This window comes from Microbulbifer thermotolerans, assembly GCF_001617625.1.
GTDB classification, from domain to species: domain Bacteria; phylum Pseudomonadota; class Gammaproteobacteria; order Pseudomonadales; family Cellvibrionaceae; genus Microbulbifer; species Microbulbifer thermotolerans.
Window position 1 is genome coordinate 1,618,227 of sequence record NZ_CP014864.1, and the last position, 23,273, is coordinate 1,641,499.

Annotated in this window: 17 protein-coding genes; 7 read left to right on the plus strand and 10 right to left on the minus strand. The window is 57.8% G+C overall.

Annotated features, from left to right (window positions below):
- Nucleotides 1–81 precede the first annotated feature (81 nt).
- A complete protein-coding gene (locus A3224_RS06835) occupies nucleotides 82–3,645 on the plus strand; it encodes an indolepyruvate ferredoxin oxidoreductase family protein (protein ID WP_067152839.1) in 3,564 nt (1,187 codons plus the stop codon).
- A gap of 14 nt (nucleotides 3,646–3,659) precedes the next feature.
- On the opposite strand, the gene A3224_RS06840 is transcribed toward A3224_RS06835, so the two are convergent.
- Together A3224_RS06840 and A3224_RS06845 are read right to left on the minus strand one after the other, a co-directional pair.
- On the minus strand, nucleotides 3,660–4,913 hold the full coding sequence (locus A3224_RS06840; protein WP_067157617.1) for an OprO/OprP family phosphate-selective porin: 1,254 nt from the start codon (nucleotides 4,911–4,913) through the stop codon (nucleotides 3,660–3,662).
- 171 nt (nucleotides 4,914–5,084) lie between these two features.
- Nucleotides 5,085–5,984, minus strand: a complete 900-nt coding sequence (locus A3224_RS06845) for a TraB/GumN family protein (RefSeq protein ID WP_067152841.1) — start codon at nucleotides 5,982–5,984, stop codon at nucleotides 5,085–5,087.
- A gap of 217 nt (nucleotides 5,985–6,201) precedes the next feature.
- Here A3224_RS06845 and A3224_RS06850 point away from each other — a divergent pair, with 217 nt between their 5' ends.
- Nucleotides 6,202–7,302 (plus strand): glycosyltransferase, encoded by a 1,101-nt coding sequence (locus tag A3224_RS06850; protein WP_067152843.1) that lies wholly within the window; start codon nucleotides 6,202–6,204, stop codon nucleotides 7,300–7,302.
- Nucleotides 7,303–7,375: 73 nt separating this feature from the next.
- Here A3224_RS06850 and A3224_RS06855 read toward each other — a convergent pair whose 3' ends face one another.
- The 4 genes from A3224_RS06855 to A3224_RS06870 all read right to left on the minus strand — a co-directional run bounded on the left by A3224_RS06855 (nucleotide 7,376) and on the right by A3224_RS06870 (nucleotide 11,272).
- Complete coding sequence (locus A3224_RS06855; protein ID WP_175487805.1) at nucleotides 7,376–8,509, minus strand: glycosyltransferase family 4 protein; 1,134 nt, start codon at nucleotides 8,507–8,509, stop codon at nucleotides 7,376–7,378.
- A 179-nt stretch (nucleotides 8,510–8,688) separates the two neighbouring features.
- Nucleotides 8,689–9,198 carry an acyloxyacyl hydrolase gene (locus tag A3224_RS06860; protein ID WP_231902486.1) on the minus strand — a complete coding sequence of 170 codons (510 nt, stop codon included), beginning with the start codon at nucleotides 9,196–9,198 and terminating at the stop codon, nucleotides 8,689–8,691.
- 162 nt (nucleotides 9,199–9,360) lie between these two features.
- Nucleotides 9,361–10,491, minus strand: a complete 1,131-nt coding sequence (locus A3224_RS06865) for a sigma-70 family RNA polymerase sigma factor (RefSeq protein WP_074903850.1) — start codon at nucleotides 10,489–10,491, stop codon at nucleotides 9,361–9,363.
- A gap of 358 nt (nucleotides 10,492–10,849) precedes the next feature.
- Nucleotides 10,850–11,272 carry a hypothetical protein gene (locus tag A3224_RS06870; protein ID WP_067152849.1) on the minus strand — a complete coding sequence of 141 codons (423 nt, stop codon included), beginning with the start codon at nucleotides 11,270–11,272 and terminating at the stop codon, nucleotides 10,850–10,852.
- Between the two features lie 358 nt (nucleotides 11,273–11,630).
- Here A3224_RS06870 and A3224_RS06875 point away from each other — a divergent pair, with 358 nt between their 5' ends.
- Nucleotides 11,631–11,942 (plus strand): hypothetical protein, encoded by a 312-nt coding sequence (locus A3224_RS06875; RefSeq protein WP_067152851.1) that lies wholly within the window; start codon nucleotides 11,631–11,633, stop codon nucleotides 11,940–11,942.
- 82 nt (nucleotides 11,943–12,024) lie between these two features.
- Here the strand turns inward: A3224_RS06875 and A3224_RS06880 are convergent, their stop codons facing one another.
- The 4 genes from A3224_RS06880 to A3224_RS06895 form a co-directional block, all read right to left on the minus strand.
- Nucleotides 12,025–12,780, minus strand: a complete 756-nt coding sequence (locus A3224_RS06880; protein ID WP_067152853.1) for a YciK family oxidoreductase — start codon at nucleotides 12,778–12,780, stop codon at nucleotides 12,025–12,027.
- Nucleotides 12,781–12,886: 106 nt separating this feature from the next.
- On the minus strand, nucleotides 12,887–13,597 hold the full coding sequence (locus A3224_RS06885; protein WP_067157620.1) for an HAD family hydrolase: 711 nt from the start codon (nucleotides 13,595–13,597) through the stop codon (nucleotides 12,887–12,889).
- A gap of 28 nt (nucleotides 13,598–13,625) precedes the next feature.
- Nucleotides 13,626–14,327, minus strand: coding sequence for a bifunctional 2-polyprenyl-6-hydroxyphenol methylase/3-demethylubiquinol 3-O-methyltransferase UbiG (gene ubiG / locus A3224_RS06890; protein ID WP_067152855.1), 702 nt, complete (start codon nucleotides 14,325–14,327; stop codon nucleotides 13,626–13,628).
- Nucleotides 14,328–14,419: 92 nt separating this feature from the next.
- Nucleotides 14,420–15,733: a TRZ/ATZ family hydrolase gene (locus A3224_RS06895; protein ID WP_067157623.1), complete on the minus strand. Its 1,314-nt coding sequence runs from the start codon at nucleotides 15,731–15,733 to the stop codon at nucleotides 14,420–14,422.
- A gap of 237 nt (nucleotides 15,734–15,970) precedes the next feature.
- On the opposite strand from A3224_RS06895, the gene gyrA reads away from it, so the two are divergent.
- The 4 genes from gyrA to A3224_RS06915 all read left to right on the plus strand — a co-directional run bounded on the left by gyrA (nucleotide 15,971) and on the right by A3224_RS06915 (nucleotide 23,252).
- A complete protein-coding gene (gyrA, locus tag A3224_RS06900) occupies nucleotides 15,971–18,523 on the plus strand; it encodes a DNA gyrase subunit A (RefSeq protein ID WP_067152857.1) in 2,553 nt (850 codons plus the stop codon).
- 168 nt (nucleotides 18,524–18,691) lie between these two features.
- Nucleotides 18,692–19,771, plus strand: coding sequence for a 3-phosphoserine/phosphohydroxythreonine transaminase (serC, locus tag A3224_RS06905; protein ID WP_067152858.1), 1,080 nt, complete (start codon nucleotides 18,692–18,694; stop codon nucleotides 19,769–19,771).
- A gap of 146 nt (nucleotides 19,772–19,917) precedes the next feature.
- Nucleotides 19,918–21,021, plus strand: coding sequence for a prephenate dehydratase (pheA, locus tag A3224_RS06910; RefSeq protein ID WP_067152860.1), 1,104 nt, complete (start codon nucleotides 19,918–19,920; stop codon nucleotides 21,019–21,021).
- Complete coding sequence (locus tag A3224_RS06915) at nucleotides 21,021–23,252, plus strand: bifunctional prephenate dehydrogenase/3-phosphoshikimate 1-carboxyvinyltransferase (RefSeq protein ID WP_067152862.1); 2,232 nt, start codon at nucleotides 21,021–21,023, stop codon at nucleotides 23,250–23,252. Before pheA ends, A3224_RS06915 begins: the two co-directional genes overlap by 1 nt.
- The last annotated feature ends 21 nt before the right edge of the window (nucleotides 23,253–23,273 follow it).

A 23,273-nucleotide genomic window follows, 5' to 3' on the forward strand; every position in this document is an offset into this window, starting at 1 on the left:
CAGACGGCGGAATAGCCGAAAAAATAATGACTAAAAATTCGAAACTGGTTTCGAATTAGACAGATAATCGGAAGTAGGCCTATGAGTGAAATCGCGAGCGGTGTGCAAGATACCGCCCGGGCGCAGGAGTCCGGTCCTGTGAGAGAAGTATCCCTGGACGATCGTTATACCACCCTCAAAGGGCGGGTACTATTGTCCGGTATTCAGGCGCTGGTGCGCCTGCCCATCGACCAGATGCGTATGGATCGGGCCCGGGGGCTCAAGACGGCCGTATTTATTTCCGGTTACCGCGGTTCCCCATTGGGTGGCTACGATCAGCAGCTGGTCCGGGCGAAAAAATTACTCGATGCGCACAATATTCGTTTCCAGCCGGGAGTGAACGAGGAGCTGGCGGCCACGGCGGTCTGGGGTTCACAGCAGGTGGGCCTGTTTGAAGGTGCCGAGGTGGACGGTGTTTGCGGCATTTGGTACGGCAAGACCCCCGGAGTGGACCGCTCCTGCGATGCCTTTCGCCATGCGAATGCGGCGGGTTCCTCGGCACATGGCGGCGCATTGATCGTTGCCGGCGACGATCACGGTTGCAAATCCTCTTCCTATCCCGGTCAGTCCGAGTTCGCTTTTGTTGATATGCATATCCCGGTGCTGAATCCGGCCACGGTGCAGGAGGTGCTGGACTATGGCCATTACGGCCTGGAGTTGTCCCGCTTCAGCGGTTGCTGGGTGGCCATGATCACACTGGCGGAAAATATGGACAGTTCCGCTACCGTGGATGTTGACCCGGAGCGGGTGCAGTTTTCCTATCCCGAAATAGAGCGCCCGGAAGGCGGGCTCAACATCCGCAAACAGGATAACCCACTGGAGCAAGAAGAGCGTCTCTGGCGCTACAAGCGCCCGGCGGCCTTAGCCTTTGCCCGCGCCAACAAATTAAACAGGGTGGTGCTGGAAAACCCCGATGCGAGCCTGGGTATTGTTAGTACCGGCAAGGCGCACCTGGATTTAATGCAGGCCTTTGAGGATATGGGTATCGATGAGCGGAAGGCGAGAGCTCTCGGCATTCGCATCCTCAAAGTGGGCATGACCTATCCACTGGATGTACCAGGCATTCAGGAGTTTGCCCGCGGCCTGGACACCTTGCTGGTGCTTGAGGAAAAACGCAGCCTGATGGAAGTGCAGCTTAAGGAAGAGCTGTACAACGTACACCTGAAAGATCCCCATTTCCCGCGCATCCTGGGCAAAGTGGATGAAAATGACCGCCCGCTGATGCCCATGTACGGCGAACTGTCCCCGGCGATTGTGGCGCAGGTGTTGGGCAAGATTCTCGGGGAAAAACTCGATGAGACGGCCCGGCACAGGCTGAGCCGCCTGGACGCGCTGGCCCAGCGGATCTCGCAGAATGCCGGTGCTAACGTTTCGCGTCTGCCGATGTTCTGCGCCGGTTGCCCACACAACCGTTCCACCCGGGTGCCTGAGGGCAGCCGGGCCTTGGCGGGCATCGGTTGTCACTATATGGCCCAGTGGCTCGACCGCGAAACCTACACTTTTACCCAGATGGGTGGAGAGGGGGTGAACTGGATTGGTCAGTCCGCGTTTACGCGGGAAAAACACGTGTTCGTCAACTTGGGGGACGGTACCTACTTCCATTCCGGTATTCTCGCCATCCGCGCGGCAGTGGCGGCAAAGGTAAATATCACTTACAAGATTTTGTTCAACGATGCCGTGGCCATGACTGGCGGCCAGCCCCATGACGGCGAGCTGACGCCGGATATGATTTGCCGCCAGGTACTGTCGGAAGGCGTGCGCAAAGTTGTGCTGGTTCTGGACAACCTGGACAAATATAAAGGCGCCTTGCACTTTCCCAGAGAAGTAGAGGTTCGCCACCGGGACCACCTGCCGGTGGTTATGGAGGCGCTGCGCGAAATCGAAGGTTGTACCGTTATCCTTTACGACCAGACTTGTGCCACGGAGCTGCGCCGCAAGCGCAAGCGCGGATTGTTGCCGAAGGCCGAGGGGCGCCCGTTTATCAACGAGCGGGTCTGTGAAGGCTGTGGAGACTGTGTGCAACAGTCCAGCTGTATTGCGGTGGAAAAGGTCGAGACGGCATTTGGCGATAAGCGCCGGGTTAACCAAACCGGCTGTAATCAGGATATGTCCTGTGTCAATGGTTTCTGCCCATCTTTTGTCACAGTCAAGGGTGGCGAGTTGGCGAAGCGGGCAGGTGTCGGCGATGTGTTGCTCACCGAGGCGGACAAGCTTCCGCAGCCGGAGTTGCCATCACTGGATGCGCCATACAATCTACTGGTGACCGGCGTTGGTGGCACCGGCGTGGTGACGATTGGTGCACTGCTGGCAATGGCGGCGCACATTGAAGGCAAGGCCAGCAGCACCTTGGATCAAACCGGTCTGGCACAAAAGGGAGGGGCGGTATACTCCCATGTACGCTTGGCCGCGGCGCCGGGCGAACTGAAGGCGGTGCGTATTTCCGACGGTCGTGCGGATGCATTGATGGCCTGCGACCTGATAGCTGCGGGCAATCTCCAGGCCTGTCTGGCCAAGCTGGACGAAACCCACAGCCGTGCGGTGGTGAACACACACCTGACGCCCACTGCGGCGTCGGTGCTCGGTCGTGAAGATGTGCATTCGCCGCAAGTGGTATTGGATAGCCTGGGTGCGGCGGTGAAAGTGCTGGAAACAGTGGAAGCGCACAAGCTTACCAGCGCGGCGCTGGGCGACACTCTGGCTGCGAATATTTTCATGCTCGGTTTTGCCTGGCAGAAGGGGCTTATCCCTCTCGGTCGGGAGGCTCTGACACAGGCGATTGCCTTAAACGGTGTAGCGGTGGAGGCCAATCTGCAAGGGTTTGCCGCCGGCCGCTTAGCCGCGGCTAACCGTGACAAGTTGGACGCTCTCTTGGCGGGGGCGGCTGAAGAGGTCGGACTGCCCCGAGGCTTGGAAGAAATCGTTGCTCACCGCGTGCACCACCTCACCGGGTATCAGAACAGCAAGCTCGCGCGACGCTACCGCGACCTGGTGGATCGGGTAAAAGCCGCGGAAATTCTCAAAGTGCCTGGCAGTGAAGCGCTAGCGGAGGTCGTCGCCCGCAATTACGCCAAGCTACTGGCATACAAGGATGAGTACGAAGTGGCCCGGCTCTACACTGACGGCGAGTTTGCCAAAGCTCTGCGGGAAAATTTCTCCGGCGATTTTGCCCTGGAATTCAATTTGGCCCCACCACTGCTGTCTCCTTTTGATAAGGCATTGGGCCGTCCGCGCAAGCTCAAATTCGGCGGTTGGATGTACAAAGCTTTTGGCTTGCTGGCAAAACTCAAAGTCCTGCGCGGCACGCCGCTGGATATCTTCGGTTACACGGCCGAGCGCAAAATCGAGCGCGCCTTGATCGGCGAGTACGAGCAGCTGGTAGACAGGGTGATCGGAGAACTGAACGCCGAGAACCACGCCGCAGCGATTGAGCTGCTCAGCTATCCGGATGCGATACGCGGTTATGGTCCGGTCAAGGAAGCCAGTCTGGACCGGGCGCGGAAGTTGCGGTCGGCCGCTCTGCGGCGCTTTGAAAATCCGGGGGCGGAGCTAAATGAATCAGCGCCAGTGGCGGTTTTTGATCCAGCCAAGGCACAACAGGTGGGTTAATTCGTGCGGGCGGGTTACCAGCTCGCCCGAGCGCGAAACGCCAGTTGCCTGGTTTTGTCGCCGGTAAATTCATCGTCCCCCAGTACAATGTTGAGCATAAAGCGTACTCGGGGGTTGAGGTAGACATTGACACCCAGCCTGAAGCTGTCCGCCTCCAGGTCGGGAATGTCCTTGTTCTCGATGGTTTCATAGCGGGCGGTCAGCTCCCAGGCACCCCAGTCGCTGTGAGGCTTGGCGGATCTGAATACGCCTTTCGCGCTGTCGTAGGGCTTGTGCTCCCCGGTAATCATCCAGCTGCCCATGATGTACCAGGTCTTCACATCCTGATCGCCGATAAAGCAGCCGTTGTCCGGGTCGCAGGCGAATGTGGGAGGTATGCCGTAGAAGTCCTCGAACACAACCTCTGACAGATAGTAGTCGCCGTCAAATTTGCCGTAGGCGTATTCTGATTGCAGATAAACGGGGCCGTAGGTAGCCGCGAACTCCAATCCCGCGATATCGGCCTTGCCGCCTTGGTTGCCAAAGAAGAAGAGCTGATCGCCATTATCGTTGACTATATCGAAAAAGAAGTCTCTGCCCCCTGGTGTCAGTGCGGTCAGCTGAGTGGGGCCGCGGCGGCCGGCGTATGCGACATCGGCTTCAATGGGGTTTGAATTGCGGTTGGCGTTTTCGTGGCTGGCGGAGATACCGAGGTGCACTGTGCTGATTTGGTCGTTGATCGGTGCCCAGGTAATACGCCCGGCGGCGCCAAGACCTTCATTGCGAGGGGCACCGGGATTGCGCAGGTTAAATCCGGCTGCGCCGAAGGTGTAGCAGCCCCAATGGGTGTGCCAGCCGATACCCTGTTGGCGCGATCGATCGAAATAAATACCGCTGGCGCTGGTGAAGGAGCGTTCCATCATTGTAATTTCATTGGAGCTGGTCAGCTCTTCCATGGAGCGGTAGGGTTTGAAATTGCCGATGGTGAGTTTGCCGCCAAGTACCTCCGTGGCGATATATACATCGCGCAGACCACTGGTGCCGCTGGAGGAGAAATCCCGTTCCAGTTTGTATTTCCATTTCCACAGATGCCCCGTCACCGCCAGGCGCACGCGGCGGAATTCCGTCGTACTGATGGGATCTTCGATATCGCTGTCGAATAGGTAGGTGTCAAAGTGGATGCGACCGCCAAGTTCGGCGGAGAAGTTTCCTTCGTTTGCAGAAATCTTTAACCAACTTTTGGTCTCCGGCTGATCCGCAACCGCAGGATGAAATAATGCGGCCCCCATAAAAGAAAAAATAAAGCCGCGGCAATACACCGGACACCTCCCTGTGTGCCAGCTCAGCGAATGTTTCCCTGCTCAATGCCTCCTGAGTTTAGCAACGGCGCAAGGCGCGGCTTGTATTAAATATTGATGTCAAGTAAACGCCTTCTGTCGCAAGAGGCGCAGGAGTACGCCTTACAGTTGTTCAATGTTGTAGCCTTGTCGTTGCAACAATTCTATGACGCTGTGTTCTCCCACCAGGTGGCCGGCGCCGATAATTACGAACTGCGATTTATACGAGTCGCTTGTATGGATGATGCGTTTGGCCATGTCCCGGTTGCGGCGAAAGAACAGTGTTTCATAGAGTGGCTTGAATTCCGGGTGTTCGTTCAGGCTGTCGGCAATGATCAGTTGGTAGAGGTGATCTGCGTCGCCATTTTTCCATGCCTTTACCATGCGCGGTGCAAATGTCTTGATCTCATCCAGTTGTTCCAGTGTCTGCTGCATCAGCAGATCTGGACTTTCCAGTTGATTTAACAGTCGTAGCTGCTGCAGTACGCCCTCCAGTTCTACAATGGGTTTGCCACTCTGTTTCGCTTGCTGAAGAAAGTGGCGATCGATGCCGAGACCGGGGTTTAGCCCCTGTGCCTTCAGCTCCATCATGCTCATAGTGATCATTGCGATGGCGGGGCGTTGACGGATAAACATCGGTTCCGGCAGCTGATGTTTTTGCAGCCATTTCTGCAGTTGGCTGTATACCGTTGGCGACAGGTCGTCGCGCAGGGTGCGCTCGTCCAGATAGAGGGATTCTTGCATGATTTGCTGTTGCAGCGCCGGATCACTTTCCGCAGCCAGAATATCGGCTTCGACTACCAGAACGTCACTGTTTTTGTAGGCCTGTTGGATTTTTTTGCGCAGAGGGTAGAAATCGTCGCTGGCTAAGTGCACTGATCCCAGTAGATACACGCTGTGGCCGTCTTTCTGTGCAAGCCAGAAAAGCCCCTTGTCGTTCGCGCTAGATGCGTATCCGCTGAAGAGCAATAACGCGGTGAGAGAGACGTACCTGAGCAGCTTGATCGGGTTCGAGATTTCCATGGGAGACCTTTCGTCAAGTGATTGAATACAACATCTTAGGGTTTGCCCACACCAAATTCGATAGTGCTTTGCGCCGTAATGGGGGCTGATCCCAAGAAGTGTGATGAGAGGGGCATTTTGCTGCTCGGCAAGCGCCGCGGAATACCGCAAAATAGGCGCCACTTAACAAGGCTAGATGTAACAAAGTTGAGAGTACCCGGGAAACCGGGCGGGATTTATGCGAATTGTTCAATTGCTGCCTGAGCTTGATTCGGGGGATCTGGCGCGCACCACCCTGGATTTTGCCGGCGAACTGTTGCGGCTCGGCCATGAAGCCATTGTGATATCCAATGGTGGCGAGCTGGTGCCGCGTCTCACTTTGCGCGGCGGGCGCCATATCCGTATGCCACTACAGGGAAACCCCTTGTGGTCGCTGCGCCTTGTCCGTCGCTTGAGGCGGACGTTGGCGGAATTGGAGGTGGATGTGGTACACGCCCGCGGTGCGCTTCCCGCGTGGATCGCCTGGCGCGCTTGGCGGGGGATGCCCGCTGACAAGCGGCCGCGTCTGGTTACTGGGGCGCACGATTTTTACCGCAAGAGTTTCTATGGTGCGGCGCTTGCCGCTGGGGAGCGTGTAACCGCTGTCTCCCGGTGTGTGGCAGATTCCCTACAGTTGCACTTTAGTGGGAAATTGAACCAGCCACCACGGGTGGTGCACTACGGTGTAAACACGCGCGAATTTGATCGCGATGCGCCGGTATCCGGTCAGTGGCAGCTGCGTTTGCTCAATCAGTACCCACAGCTTGAGGGCCGGCACTGGCTGCTGATGCCCGCACGTTTGGAGCCTGGCCAGGGGCTGATTCCATTTCTGCGGATGCTGGCTGCTGTGGTTTCGCAGCGGGATGTGTTCGGTCTGATTGTTGGAGATTCCTGTGCGGGTGGAGAAAAGTACTCGCGGAAACTGGAACAAATGGCCGTGGAGCTGGGGCTTGCCGACAGGGTTCTGTTTCTCGGCCCGCGCCGGGATATGCGCGAACTCTACGCGAGCTCGCAGGTCTGCTACAGCCTGGCTGAGCAGCCGGAGCCTTACGGGCGTGTCGCCGCCGAGGCGTTGGCGATGAACTGTCCGGTTGTAGCCTACGCAGACTGCGGCTCTGCGGAGGTGCTGCAGCGGTGTTTTCCCCAGGGATTGGTGGAGCGCGGCAACCCCGATGCCTTGGTGGAAACCACTCTGCGTATCCTCGATCAGCCGCAGATGGTCCGCTTTAGCGATTTTACCCACGAGGATACTGCGGCGCAGACCTTGGCACTGTACCGTGAGCTGCTGCAGACCGCGTGACGCTTGCTTGACAATCGCTTGCGAAGCTAATCGCCCGGAAGCCAAATACAGCAGAGATTCCCATGCGTATCACTCAAGACACAAGTTGTGCGTAGACGCGCCAGATAGCGCGTGCGGTATTGTCCAGTGAGAGTTCATTGGCGGCGCGTTCGAAGGCGGTGCTGAAGTCTTTGTGCAGCCGATCTTTGTTCGTCAGTGCGAAGCGGAGTTTTTTCGCCAAGTGGGCCGGGTCCAGGTTGTCCAAAAGGTATTCCGGGGGCACATAGTCTTCTGCGTCTCCCTCGCGGCTGGCAATGACTGGACAGCGGTTCTGCAGCGCTTCGGCCAGGGCGTAAGGGGGACTCTCATTGCGCGACAATATCACCAGCAGATCGGCAGTGCGCAGAAAGGCACTGGCCTTGTCGGTGCGGCCAACGAATATTACCCGTTTGTCGAGCTTTAATTCGCGGCTTTGCTGTTCCAGGGCGCTTTTTTCGGGACCGTCTCCGAGGATGATTAACTGTACCCCGGACACTTGGTTCAACGCTTGCAGCAGCGGCTCGGTGCCCCTGAGCCTGATTAGGCGTGCGGCCACCAGAGCTTTGGGCTCAGGGGACAGCTGGAGGTCCAGGGGAGCGCTCGCTTGCCACTTTACTTCGATACCGTTGGGAATGATATTCCAATCCAGCCGTGAGTTGGCGACGGCACTGCGGCTGACAGCGATTCTCGCGTCGAAGGCACTGGCGAGTTTGTCCCTAGGGTGGCGCACATTGTGGCGGGTGATAACCTGTCGGGCGTCTGTGTATTTCTGTACTGCCGCGAGCAGCTGTGCCGATTTGCTGCCGTGCCCGTGGGCGATCTGGAAGCCACCGGCGCGGATATGGTTGGCCAAGCGCCAGATCAAAGTCGGGTGGTGGCGGCTGCGGTCGGTATTCAGCGGAATGAAGTTGACCCTTTGATCCAGCGTGTTCTGGTAGCGGGGGTGGGCGATAACCGAGACTTGCGCGTTGGTGTTGTGCGCCTGCCAGCGGGAAAGGTCTGCCACGTGTTTTTCCAGCTCGCCGTGCTCGCGGCTCGCCACCAAGTGACAAATGCGTTGAATCGATTTGATGTCGCCGTCCTGGGCATCTTTTCGAGGCGCTGATTTGACTGCGGCAGGGTGGGGCGCAGGGCCAACTGGCGGAATCGTAAAATCGCCGCTCTGTGACGCCGAACGTTTAAGGCTCATAGGTCCCCCCGTGTTCTTGTGCGGGGTATTCTGACTCGGTGACATTACAGAATTTTGATCGGGATGTGACGGTTCCTGTATGCGGTTCCCAGCAAGTGGAAGCGCGCCGTTAATCCGCGCTTGGATGCTTCAACGAGTTCTGCTGTGACAGAGATGACGGTGCGCTGGCAGGGCGGAGATTAGAAACTGAAATGCCCATTCAAAGAGGCAAAGTCGAACCCGGGATTGGGGGTGTTGGTATAGGCATTGGAGAAGTGGCTGTAGCGCAGTGACAGAATATAGCCGTTGCGCAGCCGGTAGCCTGCGGCAAAGTGCAGGGCAAAATTGAGCTTGGTGGATAGGTGGATGTCCCCGAAGTCTTTGTTCGTCAGGTAGGCGGCACCGATGCCGAATTCTCCGAAGAGGCCATAAGCTTCCTGGTGGGGGTACCAGCGCAGTACGGGTTTCAGTTCGATAATATTTTGTTGCTGTGTCTCGCCGCGATAGTCCTGATGCAAAAATGCGTAACTGCCTTGAGCCCACCACTGCCACTGGCCGGAGCCGAAGCTGTGCTCGGAGAAAAGTTGCGCGTAGTTCAGCCCCGCCATTTCGGCGTCAGCAATGGAATCTTGCTGAATCAGTGCGTCCCCCAGTCCTTTTCCGGCACTGAGAATTAGCTCCCGTTCTGCTAAGGCAGGGGGGGAAGACAACAATCCGCAGCAGAGTGTGCAAGCCAGCAGGGACAGAAAGGCGGGCGCGGGCGGATTGTTACACATGACTTATGGAACGTTTATCGCGGAACTGAACAGAGATTCCATAAGCCTAGCGGTATATTCGGCGATGACAAGCGTGATCGGGCGTCGATGTCGAAATCACCTCCACTGGCGCTTTAACTGGCGCAGTGCATCTGCGTGCAGCTGGCGCGCGCGTTCCTGACTGAGCCCCAACTGCTCGCCGATAACGCGGAAGGAGCAGTCGTGGTCGGAGATGAGGCCGTAGCGCAGGTACAGTACTGTGCGCTGCCGCATCGGCAGGCGCGCTACCGCTTCCCGAAGGCGCTCCGCCAGCTCCTGATTGGTAACCAGTTCATCGGTATTGTAGAGCTCGTCCGCTGGTGCATAGTCCAGACGGGTGCTGCTCTGATCTTCAGCCAAGGGTTCGTCCAGCGACCCCGTGGGTCCCGGTAATTTGAGCAGTGCCTGAACCCTTTCGAGGTCAAGACCGGACTGTCTGGCCAGGTTTTCATCGGAGGCGGGCAGCCCTTGCGCGTGCACATCGGCGATTGCTCGGTAGATGGCACGCAGGTCATCCTGCACATTGGCGGGTTGGCGCACCAGGTCGTCGTTGCGGCGCAGGGCCAGCTGGATCTCCTGCTGTATCCACCAGTAGGCGTAAGTGGAGAAGCGGTAACCCATTTGCGGCTTGAAGCGCTCTATGGCCTTCATCAGGCCCACATTGCCTTCCTGGATCAAATCGATAAAGGGGATCGATGGGTTTCGGAAGCGTTTCGCAATGGCGATCACCAGGCGCAGGTTACACTGAATCAGCTTTTGGCGCTGTTCCCGGAAACGCCGCAAGAGGCTCCTTAGGCTGTTGCGGTCTCGCTTGGATAGCCTCTCAGAGGCGAGTAGCTCCTCTGCGTGGGCGATGATCAATCCGTGGTCGTAGGCTCCGGTGCTGCCGCGCTGCTCGACGCCCTCGCTCCGCAGTGCCACCAGTTCCACCCCGCGCTTTTGCAGCAGTGCAATCAGTTTGTCTTCAAGCTCCCGCAATAGACTGGTGGTGCACTGCTCCTCCTCGGGGGTGAGCAGTTGCAGGCGGTATAGATGTTTTAGGTAATTTTGCATTGGAGAGCTGCCGCCCTCCGTACCGTTGTCCTCTACCAGGGGGGCTTTGCTCAAATCCTCGATGGCATTGTCATCCAGCGGCGATGCCTCGGGAGGAGGGGTGTCTGCATCCTTCAGCCAGGCTTCATCCCTTGAGTAAAAATTGTCTCGGGACAAGTGCAAAACCTTCTATTGGCTGTTGGCGTGGCCGCGACAGCACCCGCAATAGGATGGCGCGGAATTCATTTTTAATATAGATGAATGTGGAATGGGGCGCCTTACTTTGTTTGACCAGGGAGTTTTATCTTTGATTGGGCCAAAGTGAACTTTCGCTAAATGACAAAAGCTGGCGGTTATAATCGCCCAAATGGGGGCTGGGGGACTGTGGGAAAAGATCCGAGTGGGGGCTCCTGTAGTAATAGGAGGCTTTGCGGGTGTCTGCGGACACTTCCCTGTAGGCTCGTCCTTTTACCGGGCAGTTCTCGCATGAGCGCCCCGCAATCAGCGACAGCGCTCATACGACTTGAGCGGGGCGCTAGCGAATGCGTTTAACGCGGATCTTGCGCCCGCCATCGGCTTGCTTCATAAAAAAGGAACCCAATAGGCCGCGCTCAAGGACGACTGCATCGCCAACCTTCCAGGTCAGCCGCGTACTGTCGTTCTGCCGCCATACCTGCCCGTTGTCCAGAGTGATCAGAGCCTTGTTGTAAGCGGTCTTGCTGATATCGGCGATGGCAGCCTCTATGGTGTCAGGAGCGTCTTCAGTGATACGCAACTGTTCTTGGCCGAAGTTTTGTTCAGCGCGCTGGTCGAGGGTTCCACTCAAGGTGTCGTAGCAGGCCAGGCGCTTATCACTTGCCTCAATGGCTGCGCAGGCTCGCAGTTGTTTACTGAGGGTGTCGGCACTGGCGCCGGCCGCGGCAAGGACCAGGGTAGGGATTATCAGTAGAGTTCGCATAACTTCTGCTTGGGCTGTTGAGTGAGTTTGTGATTCATCTGCTTTTCGGGGCATATTGCATCTCATGCGACTGTTCGGGCGATGAGCCAGGTTTGGCCGCAAATGAGTGTGTCCGTGTGCCCCCTAATGTTCATTTCTCTGAGAGCGCTGCTAAAGGGGTGCTACAGCATGCGCGCACGAATCTGCGGATATATCAGTGAATTTTGCCTTTTAAACTGGTGATCGACAAACAAAAACGTGTCCGTCATCACATTTTTGTCAAGGCCAGCGTGGAAGAATTGAGGCCGATTACAACTATAAATCCGTACCAATTGAAGCCGATAGCAATGATAAATCCACACTATGCAGGGGTCGAAAAATGAAAAAACTGATTGTTCCCGCGATCGCCGTTGCCGCTGTCGGGGGCTACCTTTACTTTCAAAACATGGATTCCGCTGGCGCTGAGGAAACCGTTGCCCGACAGCTGGAGGCTGCGGTGGAAGAGGCCGCAGGGGCGGAGATGTCCGCGGGGGCAGACATGGTCGCCGACAGCGAGATGATGGAGTTCGAGGGTGACGTATTTGCCGATGTCCCCGAGCATATGGTGGATTCCGCGGGCCAAAATGGTGGCGCTGGAGAAACGGTGGATGAAGGTGTGCCGCAGGAGGCGACCGGCCGCACGGAGGGGTAATCCACTCCTGCCGTAAGGGCCTCGTATATACCCGGCCAGTCGTAGTGGCCGGGTAGTGTATTGTCCGGGAAAAAGGTGGCCGCTATTGCTGGGCGTTGAATTGCCGCCCGCTCACGCCCCGGCTGTCGTCGCCCATCAGGTACAAATAGGTGGGCATAATCTCTTCCGGAGTGGTAACGGAAGCTGGATTTTCGGCGGGGTAAGCCGCAGCGCGCATGTTGGTGCGGGTGGCGCCGGGATTGACGCTGTTGACACGGATATTGGAAACCCCGTCCAGTTCGTCCGCCAGTACCTGCATCAGGCCTTCGGTTGCGAACTTGGAGACCGAGTAGGCACCCCAGTAGGCGCGTCCTTTGAGGCCGACACCGGAGCCGGTAAAGACAACCGACCCCGCATCAGACTTTTCCAACAGCGGCAGCAGGACTTTAGTGAGGCCAAAGGCCGCATTGACGTTGACTTGCATCACCTGCTGCCAAGTGTCGAAGTGATAGCTGGCGATCGGGGTGCGCTGGCCGAGCAAACCGGCGTTGTGTAGCAGACCGTCGAGGCGGCCGAATTCCTGGTCTACGGCTTCTGCAAAGTGTTCAAAAGCTTCGATGCGCGCTTCGTTCAGGTCCATCGGGAAGATGGCCGGTTGGGGACCCCCGGCGGCTTCAATTTCGTCGTAGACCTTTTCCAGTTTAGGTGTGGTGCGCCCGAGCAGTATCACTGTGGCACCATGGGCGGCAAAGGTTTTGGCGGCGGTACGGCCTATGCCGTCACCGGCACCTGTGACCAGTATGATCTTGTCTTTGAGAAGTTCTTTGGGGGCGTGGTAGTCGCCGATAAACTCAGACATAAGGCTTCCAGATTTCTTCCTATTTTCCGTAGTTCTGCCGGGCTGACAGCGCTCGCCGATAGGGGGGAGCCTCGGGGAGCGATCTTCCGGCCTGCTCGGGAGTCTCCTAAAGAGAGGTTTTCAGCCCAGAGGTGTTGAAGGGGCCCAATTCACTATTTTCAATGTAGTGGCGTTGCAACAGGGGCCAGATTTCCTCCGCGGAGTGCACCAAGTGGTCGGCCCCCCAGCGCGCCGGGTCGTCGCCATTGTCGATATAGCCGTAGCTGCAGGCGATGGTCGGCAGGCCTGCCGCGCGACCTGCGGCAATATCCCGTTCGTGGTCACCGGCGTAGATGGCCTCCTCCGGGCGGCAGCCGATCTGTTGACAGGCGAGTAGTATGGGCTCTGGATCGGGCTTGCGGTTGGCGACATGGTCGGGACAGATCACGGCACCTGGTGTCGGCAGATGACTGAAGGCCCGCATCAGCGGTGTTGTGTAGGCTTCCGGTTTATTGGTCACTATGCCCCAGGCGATCCCCCGTTCGGAAAGTCTGTGGAGCAGGGGTTCAATGCCCGGGAAGGGTTGGGTTTTTTCGGCCAAGTGTGCGAGATACAGGTCCAGCAGGCGCTGGCGCAGCCCCTCAAAGGTGGGATGGTTTTCGTCGGTTCCAAATCCAAGTGTCACTAGTGCGCGAGCACCGTTGGAGACCACTGCGCGTATTTCGCTGTCGGGCAGTGGCGGCAGCTGCTCTTCTCTGCGCAACTGATTCAGCACCCGGATAAAGTCGGGAGCTGTGTCGAAGAGAGTGCCGTCCAGGTCAAATAAAACCGCTTTCATTCTGTTTCCGATCAGCTGTTCCTGGCCTTCACGCCGGTCTGCTTGCATGTACCAGGTAGTTTACGTCCACGTCCCGCGGGTTCAGCTTGTAGCTGCGGGTCAGCGGGTTGTAAGTCATACCGGTTATATCGCGGATCTCCAGGCCGCTTTCGCGCAGCCAGGCGCCGAGTTCCGAGGGACGGATAAACTTGCCGTATTCATGGGTCCCTTTGGGCAAGAGTCGCAATAGGTATTCCGCGCCGACTACGGCGAAGAGCCACCCTTTGGCTGTGCGGTTGATGGTGGAGAAGAACAGGTGGCCGCCGGGTCTGACCAGTTGTGCGCAAGCGCGGATTACCGAGGCCGGGTCTGGCACATGTTCGAGCATTTCCAGACAGGTAACGATGTCGAAGCTGCCCGGTTGCTTTGCGGCCAGCTCTTCCACCGTCAGGCGCTGGTAGTTCACCTGGACGCCACTCTCGGCCGCGTGCAGCTTGGCCACTTTTAGCGGCGCTTCGCCCATATCGATACCGGTTACTTCAGCGCCGCGTTGGGCCATGGCTTCCGTGAGTATGCCGCCACCGCAGCCTACATCGAGCAGTTTTTTCCCGGCTACCGGGGCGCACCGGTCGATATAGTTGGCACGCAGCGGATTGATTTCGTGCAGTGGCTTGAACTCGCCTTCAAGATCCCACCAGCGGCTGGCGATCTGTTCGAACTTGGCGATTTCTACCGGGTCTAGATTGGTCATCTGGTGTCCGTGCTTACTTCTGGGCTCTATGGCGCTTACGGGAGGCAATATCTCCGCATCGGTGTAGGATACGGAGCTCTTTGTAACTCCCATCAGGCTTGGCCTGCGATTCTAGCACGCCACTGCTGTGCCCGCTGAATGACCTCAATCTCGTTTATTGTTTGCAGTTGGCGGTCTCTCAGAAGCCGCCTACCGGCAACCCACACATCACTGACGTTGTGACCGGCGGCGGTATAGATGAGTTGCGATACGGGGTCGTGGAGCGGCTGCTGCTCCAATTGGCCCAGGTGGATGGCGGCCAGATCCGCACTTTTGCCGGTTTCAAGACTGCCGGTGATTTGGTCGATTCCCAATGCCCGCGCGCCGTTGATTGTTGCCATGGCCAGTACCTGATGTGCGGGTAGGGCGGCGGCGTCACCGCTGACTGCCTTGGCCAGCAGGGCGGCAGTATTGGCTTCGGTGAAAAGATCCAGGCTGTTGTTGCTGGCGGCGCCATCGGTGCCTAAGGCCACGTTGACGCCAGCCTGTAGAAGTCTGGCCGTAGGGCAGAAGCCGGAAGCCAGTTTCAGGTTGGATCTGGGGCAGTGCGCTACGTGAGCGCCGCTGCTTTGTAACAGCTCGATGTCCCGTTCGTTTACTGCTGTCATGTGTACGCACAGGGTCTGTGGGCCCAGCAGCCCCAGGCGCAGCAGCCGTTCGGTTGGCCGCTCACCGGTTTCAGCAAGAGCCCGTTCCACTTCAGTGGCGGTTTCGTGCAGGTGCATCTGCACTGCGATCTGGGCCTCGGCGGCGTATACCGCGATTCTTTCCAGGGTGGCATCGCCGACCGTGTAGGGGGCGTGGGGAGCGAAGACCACATCGATGCGTTCATTGGCTTTGTAGTCGTCGCGCAGAGCGAGGCCTTTTTGCAAGGCGTCTTCGCTGTTCCGGCTCCAGGGGGTGGGAAAGTCGATAACGGGGAAGGCGATCTGCGCGCGCACTCCCGTTTCCCTGGCCACCTGAGCCGTGGCTTCGGGGAAGAAGTATTGATCCGAAAAGGTGGTGGTGCCGCTGCGAAGCATCTCCGCCACCGCAAGACGGCTGCCGTCGGTGGCGAACTCCGGGTCCACCCATTTGCGCTCATTAGGCCAGATGTGATTTTCCAACCACTCCATCAATGGCCGGTCGTCGGCAAACCCACGCAGCAGTGTCATGGCAGCGTGGTTGTGCGTATTGATTAGGCCGGGGATCAGTGCATGCTGATCCAGGTGAATCTCTTCGCTGGCTTCGAATCGCGCGGCGGCCTCCGGGGAGGGAAGTAGGCCGATGATTTTCCCTTTATCGATTGCAAGAGAGCAGTTTTCGTACACTTTTTGTTCGGGTACGACGGGGATGATCCAGCGTGCGTGTATCAGTGTATCGATCATATTCGGGGTGGAAGATGCGGATGACCGACAGATGATACCAGCCCCTTTGGGGGAAGGCTGAATGCCGCGGTGCGGAAGTCCAGGCAGAAACATGGATATACGGTTGTCGCCCTTTAAGGCCGGGGTAGCTACTCGCCCCGGTGGTGACTGAGTCCCACACTCAAATCTGTGGTAGAATCGCCCGCTTATCCGGGCCAGGTTTCAGCGGCCTGCGTTATAAAAGGAACGCGGTAAGCTATGGGCGAATTAGCCAAAGAAATTTCTCCGATCAATATCGAAGAAGAACTCAAGCAGTCTTATCTCGACTATGCGATGAGCGTGATTGTGGGGCGTGCGCTGCCGGATGTGCGCGACGGCCTCAAGCCGGTACACCGGCGAGTGCTCTTCGCCATGAATGAACTCAAAAACGATTGGAACAAGCCCTACAAAAAGTCGGCGCGTGTCGTTGGCGATGTGATCGGTAAATACCATCCCCACGGCGATACTGCGGTGTACGACACTATTGTGCGCATGGCGCAGCCCTTCTCCATGCGCTACCCCCTGGTTGACGGCCAGGGCAATTTCGGCTCTATCGATGGCGACAGCCCGGCGGCCATGCGGTACACCGAGATCCGCATGGACAAGCTGGCCCACGAGCTGTTGTCTGACCTAGATAAGGAAACAGTCAATTTTATCGACAACTACGATGGCTCCGAGCAGATGCCGGAAGTGTTGCCGTCGCGGGTGCCCAATCTGTTGGTAAATGGCTCCTCGGGTATCGCTGTGGGTATGGCCACAAATATCCCGCCGCACAACATGGGTGAGGTGGTGCGCGCTTGTTTGGCGTTGATCGATAACCCTGATCTCTCCGTCGATGAGCTAATGGAGCATATTCCGGGGCCGGATTTCCCTACCGGCGCTACCATCAACGGCCGCGCTGGTATTTTGATGGCCTACCGCACTGGGCGTGGGCGCATCTACGTGCGGGCAAAAGCGGAAGTAGTCCGCGATGACAAGTCCAATCGCGAGACGATTATTATCACCGAGATTCCTTACCAGCTGAACAAGGCGCGCCTCATAGAGCGCATCGCCGAGCTGGTCAAGGAGAAGAAGATCGAGGGTATCTCCGAGCTGCGCGATGAGTCTGACAAAGACGGCCTGAGGGTGGTGATTGAGCTGAAGCGCGGCGAGCTCGGCGAGGTGGTGTTGAACAACCTCTATTCGCAGACGCAATTAGAGAGTGTCTTTGGCATTAACATGGTGGCCCTGGTAGAAGGGCAGCCCAAGGTGTTAAACCTCAAGGAGTTGCTTGAGCACTTCATCCGCCACCGCCAGGAAGTGGTTACTCGCCGCACCGTGTACCTGTTGCGCAAGGCGCGGGAGCGGGGGCATATCCTCGAGGGGCTGGCAATCGCCATCGCCAACATCGACCCTGTGATCGAGCTGATCAAGTCCTCTGCCACCCCGGCGGATGCCCGCGAGGCGTTGTTGGCCCGGGGCTGGGCTGTTGGAGAGGTGCAACAATTCCTGGAACGCGCCGGCGCTGATGCCTGTCGACCGGATGATTTGCCGAGGGAATACGGTCTCCGGGATGACGGCGCATACTATCTGTCGCCGGCTCAGGCCCAGGCTATTTTGGAGTTGCGCTTACACCGCCTGACCGGTATGGAGCACGACAAGCTTCTGGCCGAATACAAGGAGCGCCTTGAGCAGATTGCAGAGTACCTGCATATCCTCGGTAGTTTCGATCGCCTGATGGAGGTGATCCGCGAGGAACTTGAGCAGCTTGATAAAGAGTTCGGAGATGCGCGCCGCACTGACATAGTGGCCTCCCGTCAGGATCTGACTGTAGAGGACCTTATCACTCCGGAAGACAAGGTGGTAACTATCTCCCACAGTGGTTACGCCAAAAGCCAGCCTCTGGCCGATTATCAGGCGCAGCGCCGCGGTGGTATGGGTAAGTCCGCTATCCAGGTAAAAGATGAGGATTTCGTTGAGCATCTGCTGATCGCCAACTCCCACGATACGATTCTCTGCTTCTCCAATAAGGGTAAGGTCTACTGGCTGAAGGTCTACGAAGTCCCCACTGCTGGGCGTGCTTCCCGCGGGCGACCGATGGTTAACATGCTGCAGTTGGAGGAGGGCGAGCGTATCAGCAGTATGTTGCCGGTGTCCGAATATGACGAAGATCATTTTATTTTCTTCGCTACCGCCAATGGCACTGTGAAGAAGACGCCGCTTTCCGCTTTCGCCCGCCCCCGCAGCGTGGGGTTGAAAGCGATAGAGTTGGATGAAGGGGACCGCTTGGTAGCCACTGCCATTACCGACGGCCGTCGCGATGTGTTGTTGTTGACCAGCGCCGGCAAGGCGGCGCGCTTCGCGGAAGAGAATGTGCGGCCTATGGGGCGTGTATCCCGTGGTGTGCGTGGTATCCGTATGCCAGATGGAGTCTCGGTCATCGCCATGGTCATCCCGGAAGAGGGTGGGACAGTAATGATGGTGACTGAAAACGGTTACGGTAAGCGCACTGCCACCGCGGATTTCCCCACCAAGGGTCGCGGCACCCAGGGAGTGATCGCCATTGCCGAGAGCGAGCGCAACGGCGCCCTCGTCGGTGCTTGTCAGGTGTTCCCCGGTGAAGAGATTATGCTGATTTCCGATCAAGGTACGCTGGTGCGGACCCGCGTCGATGAAGTTTCAGTACTGGGCCGAAATACCCAGGGCGTGCGCGTGATTCGCCTCAAGACGGGTGAACAGTTGGTGGGGCTGGCCCGGGTTCAGGAGACGGAAGACCAGGGGGATGAAGAGTGATTCCCGTAAGGACTCTCAAAAAAGGCTGCGATTCTCGCGGCCTTTTTTGACTCTGGTGCCCTAAAAAATGCCGTTTACGAATGATGTTCCTTTCCTTTTTTGTGTTTTTTTGCGTCGCTATATCTAGTTTATTTTGAAACCAAATTTAGCCCTTCTGGAAGTTGATTTATGAGGAAGTTTAATTTCTGCGCCGGCCCCGCTGCGTTGCCGGAGCCAGTTTTGCGCCAGGCGCAGCAAGAGCTGCTCGATTGGGGTGGCCGCGGCTGCTCGGTGATGGAGGTCAGCCACCGGTCAGCGGAATTTCTCGAGGTGGCAGAGCGTGCCGAGCAGGACCTGCGCGACCTCCTGTCAATTCCGGACAATTATAAGGTGCTCTTCCTGCAGGGCGGCGCTACCGCACAATTCAGTGCCGTGCCCTGGAACTTGTTTGGTGTCGGTGACAAGGTTGCTGACTATATTCATTCTGGTCAGTGGGCGGACAAGGCGATTCGTGAGGCCAAGCGTTATGGACAGGTCAATATCGTGGCTTCCGGTGAAGACCGCAGTTTCACCTATGCGCCGGGAGCGGAAAGTTGGACACAGAGTGACAACGCAGCTTATTTCCACTATACGCCCAACGAAACCATCGGCGGGGTGGAATTTGATTATGTGCCGGATGTGACTTGTCCATTAGTCGCAGACATGTCCTCAAATATCCTGTCGCGCCCTATTCCGGTGGAGAAATTTGGTGTGATCTATGCTGGTGCACAGAAGAATATCGGTCCCTCCGGCATTGCAGTGGGGATTGTGCGCGACGACTTGCTGGATCGGGCCATGGAGGGTATTCCCCGCAGTTTGAGTTGGAAGGTCGCGGCGGAAGCGGGCTCCATGGACAACACGCCGCCGACGTTTGCCTGGTACCTGGCTGGGCTGGTATTTCGCTGGCTGAAAGGGCAGGGCGGCGTCGAGGCGATGTCTACTCTGGCGGACAGGAAATCCACCCTGTTGTATGAATTTATCGATCGCAGTGATTTTTATTCTTGTCCAGTGGAGAAATCCAGCCGCTCGCGTATGAATGTCCCCTTCGTATTGGCGGACGAGCGCCTGGACAAGGAATTTCTGCGCCAGTCTGAGGAGGCCGGGTTGCTGAATCTCAAGGGGCACCGTTCCGTGGGTGGCATGCGTGCCTCTCTATACAACGCAGTGCCGCTGGAAGCGGTGGAGGCGCTGGTTTCCTTTATGGCTGATTTCGAAAAGCGCTGTGCGTAGGTTGCACTGCCGCTCTTGGGCGAATATCGCTCTAGTAGTCGCATAGGGTGTTTTAAGGGGAGGGCACTGGTGCCGGGATTTCGTGTGCTATGTGCTGGTTCCTCAGCGCGCTCTGCAATTACTCAGGAAATATGTAGGCAAAACGGATGACAGAAGAAATTGTGAGCAGCGACCGGCGCCTGCTGGAGTTGCGCAATCGCATTGATGAGATTGACGGCGACATTGGCCGTCTGATCAGTGAGCGCGCAAAGTGTGCGCTGGAAGTGGCGGAAGTAAAAAAAGCTTCCGGCGAGGATGTTCTCTATTACCGTCCGGAGCGGGAGGCGCAGGTGTTGCGCCGGGCGATGGAGCGCAATGAGGGGCCGCTGACCGACGAGGAAATGGCGCGGTTGTTCCGTGAAATCATGTCCGCCTGCCTGGCTCTGGAAGAGCCGGTGAAAATCGCCTATCTGGGACCGGAGGGTACTTTTACCCAGCAGGCAGCGCTGAAACACTTTGGGCACTCGGCACAATGCCGTCCCTTGGCTGCGATCGACGAAGTGTTTCGAGAGGTAGAGGCTGGAGCGGTTAGTTATGGTGTCGTACCGGTAGAGAATTCGACCGAGGGGGTGATCAATCACACACTCGATAATTTTATGAATTCCAATCTGAAGATTTGCGGTGAGGTGGAGCTGCGTATCCACCACCACCTGATGATTTCGGATATTACTCGACCGGATGCGATTACCCGCATTTATTCCCACGCCCAGAGTCTGGCCCAGTGCCGCAAGTGGCTCGATTCTCACTACCCGAATGTTGAGCGGGTGGCGGTGGCCAGCAATGCCGAGGCGGCAAAGCGGGTGAAAGGGGAGTGGAATGCGGCGGCCATCGCCGGCGATATGGCGGCTGAGCTGTACGGCCTCAAGGTGTTGGCGGAAAAAATCGAGGATCGCCCGGATAATTCCACCCGCTTTTTGATTATCGGCACCCAGGTGGTGCCCGCCAGTGGTGACGATAAAACTTCCCTGATGGTATCCATGCGCAATGAGCCTGGCGCACTGCATGATCTGTTGGAACCTTTCCGCCGCCACAATATCGACCTCACGCGGGTGGAGACGCGCCCGTCCCAGTCCGGCAATTGGACCTATGTATTTTTTATCGATTTCAAAGGTCACCGCGACAAGCCCGAGATCTCAGAGGCTTTGAAAGAAGTGGGTGCCTGCGCTTCGGACATGAAAGTACTCGGTTCTTATCCCCGCGGTGTTTTGTGATGGGAACGGTGAAGATTGGCCGTCTGCTGGTGGTTGGTATCGGCCTGATTGGCGGCAGTCTGGCCCTGGCTTTGAAGGCCGCCGGCGCCTGTCGCGAGGTAATCGGCGTTGCGCGGCGTCAGCGCACCTGTGAGCAAGCGCTGGAGCTGGGGGTCGTCGATCGGGCAGTGACGGATCTCGGCGCGATTCTGCCGCAGCTTGAACCGGGTGACGTGGTGTTTATCGCGGTGCCTACCCTGGCAGTTGAGCAAGTATTTGTGGCGCTCCGTGAGGGGCTGCCGGCTGGTGTTACCGTTACCGATGGCGCCAGTGTCAAAGGCAACGTTGTCGCCGCGGCGGAAAAAGTCTGGGGTGGGGTGCCGGAATTTCTGGTGCCCGGTCACCCGATTGCCGGTTCTGAGAAGAGCGGGGTCAGCGCTGCGCGCGACGACCTCTATGCCGCCCACCGCATTATCCTGACTCCGCTGGAGAATACCGGATCGGAGCACCTGAGGCGCATTGTAGAAATGTGGCAGGCGACGGGGGCGGAGGTGTTGAGTATGCCGGTGCGGGAGCATGACGAGGTGCTCGCTGCCACCAGCCACTTACCTCATGTAATTGCCTACGGCCTGGTGGATACCCTGGCGCACGATGCCGAGAACGAAAATATATTCCGCTATGCCGCGGGCGGCTTTCGCGATTTCACGCGTATCGCTTCCAGTGATCCGGTGATGTGGCGGGATATTATGTTGGCAAACCGCGAAGCGATCTTGAGGGCAATCGATCTTTACAGCACGAATCTCGCTTCGTTGCGCGGGGCCATTGCCGCTGGAGACGGCGAGCATCTGATGGGGATTTTTACCCGGGCCAAGGCGGCGCGGGACCACTTTACAAAAATGTTGGCCAGAAGAGCGTACACAGAAAATATGCAAGCACAGGAAGTTACTTATATCGCGCAGCCGGGGGGAAAGGTCAGCGGCAAGCTGAGAGTGCCCGGCGATAAATCCATGTCCCACCGCTCCATTATGCTCGGCTCTCTGGCGGATGGCATTACCGAAGTGGAGGGTTTTCTGGAGGGGGAGGACGCTTTGGCGACGTTGCAGGCGTTCCGCGACATGGGGGTGGTGATCGAGGGGCCGGTGGACGGCCGCGTGGTGATTCACGGTGTGGGGCCGCGCGGATTGAAGGCGCCTCCGGGACCGCTGTATCTGGGCAACTCCGGAACTTCCATGCGACTGCTTGCCGGCCTGCTCGCCGGTCAGGATTTTGATGTGACGCTGACGGGGGATGAATCCCTGTCCAAGCGTCCCATGAACCGCGTGGCCGAGCCCTTGCGTCAAATGGGGGCGGAGATCGAGACAGGCCCGGAAGGGCGGCCGCCGTTGTTGATTAAAGGTGGGCGCAAATTACGCGGGATCGACTACCGCCTTCCTATGGCCAGCGCTCAGGTGAAGTCCTGTGTATTGCTCGCCGGGCTCTATGCCGAAGGTGAAACCAGCACTGTCGAGCCGGCGCCGACCCGCGACCACACAGAGCGAATGCTCGCTGGCTTTGGTTATCAAGTGCAGCGAGATGGTGCCCGGGCCACCCTTCGCGGGGGTGGCGGACTCACAGGCACCAAAATCGATGTGCCTGCGGATATTTCCTCCGCCACTTTCTTTATGGTCGCTGCGGCCATTTCGCCCGGCTCCGATGTGCTGCTGGAGCATGTGGGCATCAATCCAACACGGGATGGTGCAATTCACATATTGCGCCTGATGGGTGCGGATATTGAGTTGCTAAATCCCCGCGAGGTGGGTGGAGAACCGGTGGCGGATATCCGCGTACGCTATGCGCCATTAAAAGGTATCCGTATCCCGGAGGAGCAGGTTCCTCTGGCGATCGATGAGTTTCCGGCGCTATTTATCGCCGCTGCCTGTGCGGAGGGAGAGACGGTGCTTACCGGGGCTGAAGAGCTGCGGGTTAAGGAAAGTGACCGTATTCAGGCTATGGCGGACGGTCTGCGGATTCTCGGCATCGGCGCGGAGCCGACAGCGGATGGCATTGTGATTCGCGGTGCAGGCGAGGGGGCCGTGTTCGGTGGTGGTACCGTCGACAGTCTCGGCGATCACCGGATCGCCATGTCTTTCGCTGTGGCATCCCTGCGCGCCAGCGATACAATCCGCATTCTCCATTGCGCCAATGTGGCGACGTCCTTTCCGAATTTTGCCGAGTTGGCTGGAAAGACGGGCCTTCGGCTGCAGGTTGTTTAAATGATGTCGGGGTCTGGAATG